The following is a 7,598-nucleotide window of genomic DNA, read 5'->3' on the forward strand; positions in this document are numbered from 1 at the left end:
CTGAGGATCCGGACGCCACCGAGGAAATGGCGGCTGACGAGGCGATTCACGAGGAAATTATCCGTGCCCTGGCGACCACTGGCAGGGAGAAGCTTTCGGGTAATTTCCGTGCGGCGGTCTTTGGCGCTAACGACGGTTTGGTGTCGAACCTGGCGTTGACTATGGGTATTACTGCCTCGGGCGCGTCCAGCTCGATGGTCCTGCTCTCGGGTATTGCGGGTCTGCTGGCGGGTGCGCTGTCGATGGCTGCGGGTGAGTTCGTGTCGGTGCGTTCTCAGCGTGAACTGCTGGATGCATCCCAGCCGACCCAGGTGACCCTGCGTGTTGCGCACGATTTGGATTTGGACTCGAACGAGCTGGAGCTCATTTACCGTGCCCGCGGCATGGAGCCGGAAGCGGCGCATCACCGTGCGATGGAGCGCTTCGGCTACCTGGATTGTGACTGCGATCCGTCGCTGTCTCACCGCGAGGATGAGGATCGTGAGGAGAATGTGGCTTTGGGTACCGATATTGGTGCCGCCGCTGCGTCGTTCGCGTTCTTTGCTTCGGGTGCGCTGGTTCCGATTCTGCCCTATATCTTTGGCTTGTCGGGTGTGTTCGCGATGGTGCTGTCTCTGCTGTTTGTGGGTGCGGCGCTGGGCTTCACCGGCGGCGTGGTGGGCCTGCTTTCGGGTGCTTCCCCGCTCAAGCGCGGTATTCGCCAGATTCTGATTGGCTTTGGCGCTGCGTTCGTGACCTATCTGCTGGGTCTGGCGTTCGGCACGACGGTCGGCTAGTTGCAACACCCCCCCCAATAAGCTCTCAACAAGTGTATATAGCCGCTCTTGCATGTGTTGCTTTCACTGTAAGCACCACTGCCTGACGAGTGGCACTGTCTGAGCACAAAGAAACCCCCGGCAGATACATTCAGTGTATCTACTGGGGGATTCCATCACTCTCTGCACTTACACCGCTCAGCACGGGGTAAGCAACTGTGGGGGAAAACTCCACGGGGCGTTAAGCTGAGGCCCCACAGCATAACCAGATTAGGGGTTAATCTGGGTGGTAGCCTCAGCACCAGAGAGCGCCTTAGTGTCGGTATAGCCGTTACCCGAGTAGGTAATGGTTGCATTCTGGATGCTGGAGGTCTGCTTGTAGGAGACCCAACCCTGTGCCGGGCTGAAGGACACAATACCGGGCATGATGACAACCTGACCGTACAGCTTGTTACCGGTCTGCTTCAGAGTGTACGCCTTGGTAGTAGTGAAGGTAATACGACCCTTGAAGGTGTAGGTACCATCAGAATTCTTGGTCACGGTCGGGACCGAAGCAGACCAGTTGCCCGCTGCCTGAGCAACCGACAGGTAGCGTGCCTGACCTGCCGAAGCAACCAGCTCTGCAAGCGTACCCTTCAGCGCACGGCCGTTGGGGGTCCACGCCTGACCATTAATCCTACCGCTCTTAGCAGCGTTCAGAGCATTAGCAGGCACGGTGTACTCAACATCAGTCACGAAGGTTGCCCCGGCAGCCAGGGTTGCGGTAGAACCTGCAACGTAGCCGGTACCAGTCTTGGGCGCAGTGGTCGGAACAGACCACCAGAAACCGCTAGATGCCACGTAGGAGCCGGGGGATGCAGTCTGGGAGTTATTGACCGGGGTAAAGGTACCCTCACCGTTGATAAACAGGTCACGGTTGGTGGGCTTGGAAGCGCTATCGTCCCAGTTCAGGTCGGATTCGGGCTTGGAAGAAGATGCGAAGTACGCCTCAGGAGTGGTCGGGTGAATCGGACCGGTGCTGGTGGACGAAGCGTAACCAACAAAGCCGCCACCGTACTGAGCGCTGACAAACAGACCGCTCTGGATAGTCAGCTTCTCCTCAGAATCATCACTCCTGGAAGATGCTGCATAGGCCGGCACAGCAGCAGAAGCTGCAATAACAGGTGCAGACCAGACGCCTGCCTTAGCGACAGAGCGACGGGAAATGGGCTGAGTCATGAGTGAATGTTCTCCTCGTATGTGATGAAATATAGAAAGAGCCTGCAAGCGTAAACACCCTTGACTAGGCTCATTGGGTTCTATTGTATAGCCCTCTAGCATAGACTTTTCAAGTATTTCATCATGATATATATAACAAAACAGACTCTTCAGCTCACTGAACTATTTTCAAAAACCTGATTTAACGCACAGATGCCGGTAGCCTCATGGACTACCGGCATCTGCCGTATTTTATGCTGTTTACTTCGCTGCGAAGATTTCGCGCATCAGGTTTGCAGCCTCGGAGGGGGTCTTACCGACCTTCACGCCTGCTGCTTCCAGAGCTTCCTTCTTCGCCTGAGCGGTACCGGAGGAACCGGAGACAATAGCGCCTGCGTGGCCCATGGTCTTACCCTCAGGAGCGGTGAAGCCTGCAATGTAACCAACAACGGGCTTGGTCACGTTTGCCTTGATGTACTCTGCAGCACGCTCCTCAGCGTCACCACCGATCTCACCAATCATGACGATTGCTTCGGTCTCGGGGTCAGCTTCGAAAGCTTCCAGAGCGTCGATGTGGGTGGTGCCGATAATCGGGTCGCCACCAATACCGATAGCGGTGGTGAAACCAATGTCGGACAGTTCGTACATCAGCTGGTAGGTCAGGGTACCGGACTTGGAAACCAGACCGATCTTGCCCTTGCCGGTGATGTTCGCCGGGATAATACCGACTAGGCACTCCTCGGGGGAGATGATGCCGGGGCAGTTGGGGCCGATGATGCGGGTGATCTGCTTGCCGTTCTCGTCCACGGATGCCTTAGCAGCTGCCCAGAACTCTGCGGAGTCCTGAACCGGAACGCCCTCGGTGATAACGACGACGAGGCCGATCTTAGCCTCGATAGCCTCGAGAACTGCTGCCTTGGTGAAGGCCGGGGGAACGAAGACGATGGAGACGTTCGCGCCGGTCTTCTCCATAGCCTCAGCTACGGAACCGAAGACGTTCAGCTCGATGTCGGAGCCGTCCTTCGCCTTGTGGGTGACGGTGGTGCCAGCCTTGCGAGCGTTCACGCCGCCCACAATGTTGGTGCCTGCTGCGAGCATGCGTGCGGTGTGCTTGGTACCCTCGCCACCGGTGATGCCCTGAACGATGACCTTGGAGTCCTTGTTCACAAAGATAGACATATTACTTCCTTGAAATCCTTTGCTGGCGATTACGCCTTGTGAGCGAGCTCTGCTGCCTTGTCAGCGCCGGAGTCCATGGTCTCAGCCAGAACAACCAGCGGGTGGTTCGCCTCGGAGAGGATGCGGCGACCCTCAGCAACGTTGTTGCCGTCCAGGCGCACAACCAGGGGCTTGGTTGCTGCGTCGCCCAGAATCTCCAGAGCCTTCACAATGCCGTCTGCCACTGCGTCACATGCGGTGATGCCGCCGAAGACGTTCACGAAAACGCTCTTGACCTGCTCGTCGCCCAGAATGATTTCCAGGCCAGCAGCCATAACCTCAGCGGATGCGCCGCCACCAATATCAAGGAAGTTTGCGGGCTTGACGTTGCCGTGGTTCTCACCAGCGTATGCAACAACATCCAGGGTGGACATAACCAGACCTGCACCGTTACCAACGATGCCGACCTCGCCGTCCAGCTTCACGTAGTTCAGGTCGAACTGCTTTGCCTTAGCTTCCAGCGGGTTCTCAGCGGACTTGTCCACGAGAGCCTCGTGCTCGGGCTGGCGGAATTCTGCGTTGTCGTCCAGGGAGACCTTGCCGTCCAGGGCGAGGATGGTGCCCTCGGGGGTCAGAACGAGGGGGTTAACCTCAACCAGGGTTGCGTCTTCCTTGGTGTAGACTTCGCCCAGCTTGACGAGAACGGGAACAACCTTCTCCTGCAGTTCTGCGGAGAAACCTGCTGCCTTAGCAATTTCCTCAGCCTTAGCCTGGTCCAGGCCAACCAGCGGGTCAACCTCGATCTTTGCCAGTGCCTCGGGGCGCTCAGCAGCGAGCTGCTCAATTTCCATACCGCCTTCTACCGAGCACATTGCCAGGTAGGAGCGGTTTGCGCGGTCCAGCAGGAGGGAGAAGTAGTATTCTTCGGCGATGTCTGCGCCGTCAGCGACCAGCACGCGGTGAACGGTGTGGCCCTTGATGTCCATGCCGAGAATTGCCTTAGCGTGCTCGTAAGCTTCTTCGGGGGACTTTGCGAGCTTAACGCCGCCAGCCTTACCGCGGCCGCCGGTCTTAACCTGAGCCTTAATGACGGTCAGGCCGCCAATTTCCTCAGCTGCTGCCTTTGCTTCTTCAGGGGTGGTCGCAACAATGCCCTTGAGCACGGGTACACCGTGCTTTGCGAAGAGCTCGCGCGCCTGGTATTCGAAAAGGTCCACAGGTGTCCTTCTTCTTCGAAGTGGTGCCGAGTACTGGTGCACTCGGCCTGGTCTCATTAGAGGAGGTTCCCCCGTGTGGCTGCTACGGTGCGATAGGGGTCTCTCGCACCCGGCGCACACGCATCATTGACGCGGGGAATTTCTCTCGTCTCTACTCTATCGGATTCGGCGTGAGCTCGCACTCACGGACCCCCAAATCTGAGATTTTAGCGACTCAGCTCACAAATATTTTGGGTATGTTCCACCCAAAGGGTGTGCACCGGGTAACTAACTGGAGCTGTCGCTCCCCCATCCGCCGCGAAATACCGGCGAAAATGCGGCATTTACCGCCCGGTGCCGAAGCACCCCGCGCCCTTCTCAGCAGGCGGACAACACGCCCGGCACAGCCCGCAGAGCAGGGCGGGCACCCCCCAGGTACCCGTCCCTCCATCGGCGCTATCAGGTTCTTACGCCCGACGCGTTAGCTCACCTTCTCCAGCGGTGCGTAACGCAGCAGCAGGCGCTTCTCTTCGGAGCCGAAGCGAACCTTCGCCACGGTCTTATCGCCGCTACCCTCAACGGCGAGCACGCGGCCCTCACCGAACTTGGCGTGGCGCACGGTATCGCCGACCGCCAGGGTCGGGATTTCCTTGCTCTGGTGCACGCGGGAACGGTTCGTCACCTTCGAGGAGGCGGTGGCCGCCGCCAGCCCGTAGCTTGCCGAGCCGTTAATATCCGCGGTGGACGGCTCAGAACGCCGCGCGGGGCGGGACTCGTAGGGGTCGTAGGAGCCGCGCGAGCTGCCGGAACTGTAACCACCGGAGCTATAACCGCCCGAGTAGCCACCGGAGTAGCCAGCGGAGCCGGAACGGGAACCACCCGAATAGCCGCCGTAGGAACTACCGTAGGAACCGCCTCCATACGAACCGCCTCCGCGAGCGCCATACGCGCCCATACCGGAGGCGCCAAAGCCCGAGAAACCGGCGGTGCGCTTCCACTCGATGAGCTCCTCCGGAATCTCTTCCAGGAAGGGCGAGGGCGGGTTGAACTGGCTCTTACCCCACATGGTGCGGGTCTCCGAGCGGGTCAGGTACAGGCGCTCCATGGCGCGGGTCAGACCCACGTACGCCAGGCGGCGTTCCTCGCTCATTTCCTTCTCGTCGGTCAGGGCACGCTGGTGCGGGAACAGGCCGTGCTCCATGCCGGTCAGGAACACCACGGGGAACTCCAGGCCCTTGGCGGTGTGCAGGGTCATGAGGGTGACCATGCCCTGCGCCTTCGCCTCAGCTGCCTCGGCGGCGATCTGTGCGGCGGAGGCGTTCTCACCCTCCGCGCTGGCGGGGCGGTTCGGGATCGAGTCGGCGTCGGCAACCAGAGCCACGTGTTCGAGGAACTGTTCCAGGTCGGCGCCGGGGTTCTCGGTCTCGAACTCGACCATGGCGTCGAGCAGCTCGGAGAGGTTTTCCACGCGCGATTCGTCCTGAATGTCCTTGGAGGCGCGCAGAGCCGCAAGGTACCCGGTCTGCTCCAGGACCGCTTCCAGGCAGGTTGCGGCGGGTTCGGTGCGGGCGATTTGCGCCAGGTCGTCCATGAGGCGCACGAACTCGGCGTACTTCTTCACGGCGGCAGCCCCCAGGCCGGGGATGTCGGCAGCCTGGCGTGCGGCGGCGTAGAAGGAGATGCGGTTCGCACTCGCGTACTCCGCCACCACGGACTCAGACTTGGCACCGATACCGCGCTTGGGCTCGTTGAGGATACGGCGCACGTTCACGTCGTCGTCGGGGTTGCTCAGGGCGCGCAGGTATGCCAGGGCGTCCTTGATTTCCTTACGCTCGTAGAAGCGGGTACCGCCGACCACGCGGTAGGGCAGGCCGGCACGCATGAGCATATCCTCGAGGGTTCGGGACTGCGCGTTGGTGCGGTAGAAGATGGCGACGTCACCGGGCTGCACGCCGTGCTCATCGGCAAGGCGATCAATTTCGCGGGTGATGTAGCGTGCCTCGGCGTGCTCGGATTCGGCGACGTAACCGATAATCTTCGCGCCCGCGCCGGAGGCGGTCCACAGCTTCTTGGGGCGACGGTCGGGGTTGCGTTCAATGACCGCGTTCGCCGCGGAGAGGATGTTCTGCGTGGAACGGTAGTTCTGTTCCAGCAGGATCGTGTGGGCGTTTGGGTAGTCCTTCTCGAAGTCCGTGATATTGCGAATATCCGCACCGCGGAAGGCGTAGATGGACTGGTCGGAGTCACCCACCACGGTCAGCTCGGCGGGGGGCACGGCGTCCGGGTAGGGGCCGCGGTCAGCCGGTGCCTTCGCGTGGGCGCCGACCAGTTCACGCACCAGCTGATACTGGGCGTGGTTGGTGTCCTGGTACTCGTCCACGAGGATGTGGCGGAACTTGCGGCGGTAGTAGTTCGCGATTTCGGGGAACTTCTTGAGCAAAAAGACGGTGCGGCCAATCAGGTCGTCAAAGTCGAGGGAGTTAGCGGCGCGCAGACGCTGCGTGTAGACGGTGTAGATCTGCGCGATGGTCTTCTCGTACGGGTTATCACTCGCCACGCGGGATGCGTAGGCTTCGGCGCTGACCAGCTCGTTTTTCAGCGCGGAGATGCGGTTGCCCACGGCCTTGGCGGTGAACTTCTTGGTGTCCAGGTTGAGCTCTTTAATAATCAAGCTCAGCAGGCGCTGCGAGTCGGTCGAATCGTAGATGGTGAAGGTGGACTTCAAACCCAGGGCGGCAGCCTCACGGCGCAGCACGCGCACGCAGAAGCTGTGGAAAGTAGAAATCCACATGTGCTTGGCGCGCGGGCCGACCAGCGCCTCAATACGTTCACGCATTTCGGCGGCAGCCTTGTTGGTGAAGGTGATGGCGAGAATCTGGCCGGGGGTCGCGCGGTGGGTTGCGAGCAGGTAGGCGATGCGGTGGGTGAGCACGCGGGTCTTGCCGGATCCAGCACCCGCGACGATGAGCAGGGGCGAGCCGGAGTGCAACACGGCTTCTTCCTGGCGTTCATTGAGCCCGGCGGTGAGGGAGGCGGGGTCCACCGCGTTGAGGCTGTGGGTGCGTTCACCGTAGGGGTCGGAGGGGTCGAAGTCCTCACCGTAGCCGCCGACGCGGTAGGCGGGCGGCATAAAGTCGCCGAGCGGGTCGGCGCCGGTGAAGGTTACGGGTGCGCCGGGTTCAGGAACGGGCGCGCTGGCAGCAGGGGCGCTGTAGGCGGGCATGCCGGTGGGCAGGGCGGCGGGTACGTCCTGTGCGGGTGCCTCCATCACCGGGGCATCCATCACTGCGGC

At 60.8% G+C, this 7,598-nt stretch carries 5 protein-coding genes; 1 reads left to right on the top strand and 4 read right to left on the bottom strand.

Annotated features, from left to right (window positions below):
- Positions 1-776, top strand: a 776-nt coding sequence (locus Q0216_RS03525) for a VIT1/CCC1 transporter family protein (RefSeq protein ID WP_298592971.1), incomplete at its 5' end; no start/stop codon positions are given.
- Positions 777-1,025: 249 nt separating this feature from the next.
- On the opposite strand, the gene Q0216_RS03530 is transcribed toward Q0216_RS03525, so the two are convergent.
- The 4 genes from Q0216_RS03530 to Q0216_RS03545 form a co-directional block, all read right to left on the bottom strand.
- Positions 1,026-1,973 (bottom strand): amino acid oxidase, encoded by a 948-nt coding sequence (locus Q0216_RS03530; RefSeq protein WP_298592973.1) that lies wholly within the window; start codon positions 1,971-1,973, stop codon positions 1,026-1,028.
- A gap of 240 nt (positions 1,974-2,213) precedes the next feature.
- Positions 2,214-3,131: a succinate--CoA ligase subunit alpha gene (gene sucD, locus Q0216_RS03535; protein ID WP_005504562.1), complete on the bottom strand. Its 918-nt coding sequence runs from the start codon at positions 3,129-3,131 to the stop codon at positions 2,214-2,216.
- Between the two features lie 29 nt (positions 3,132-3,160).
- A complete protein-coding gene (gene sucC, locus Q0216_RS03540) occupies positions 3,161-4,327 on the bottom strand; it encodes an ADP-forming succinate--CoA ligase subunit beta (protein WP_005504561.1) in 1,167 nt (388 codons plus the stop codon).
- A 460-nt stretch (positions 4,328-4,787) separates the two neighbouring features.
- Positions 4,788-7,598: UvrD-helicase domain-containing protein (locus tag Q0216_RS03545; protein ID WP_366139810.1), on the bottom strand; the 2,811-nt coding region annotated here is incomplete at its 5' end.

It is taken from the genome of uncultured Rothia sp. (genome assembly GCF_937976295.1).
Classification (GTDB): domain Bacteria; phylum Actinomycetota; class Actinomycetes; order Actinomycetales; family Micrococcaceae; genus Rothia.

Excerpts from the sequence above, each read along its gene's own strand:
- Q0216_RS03530 (WP_298592973.1), bottom strand. The coding sequence starts at position 1,973 with ATGACTCAGCCCATTTCCCGTCGCTCTGTCGCTAAGGCAGGCGTCTGG.
- sucD (WP_005504562.1), bottom strand. The coding sequence starts at position 3,131 with ATGTCTATCTTTGTGAACAAGGACTCCAAGGTCATCGTTCAGGGCATC.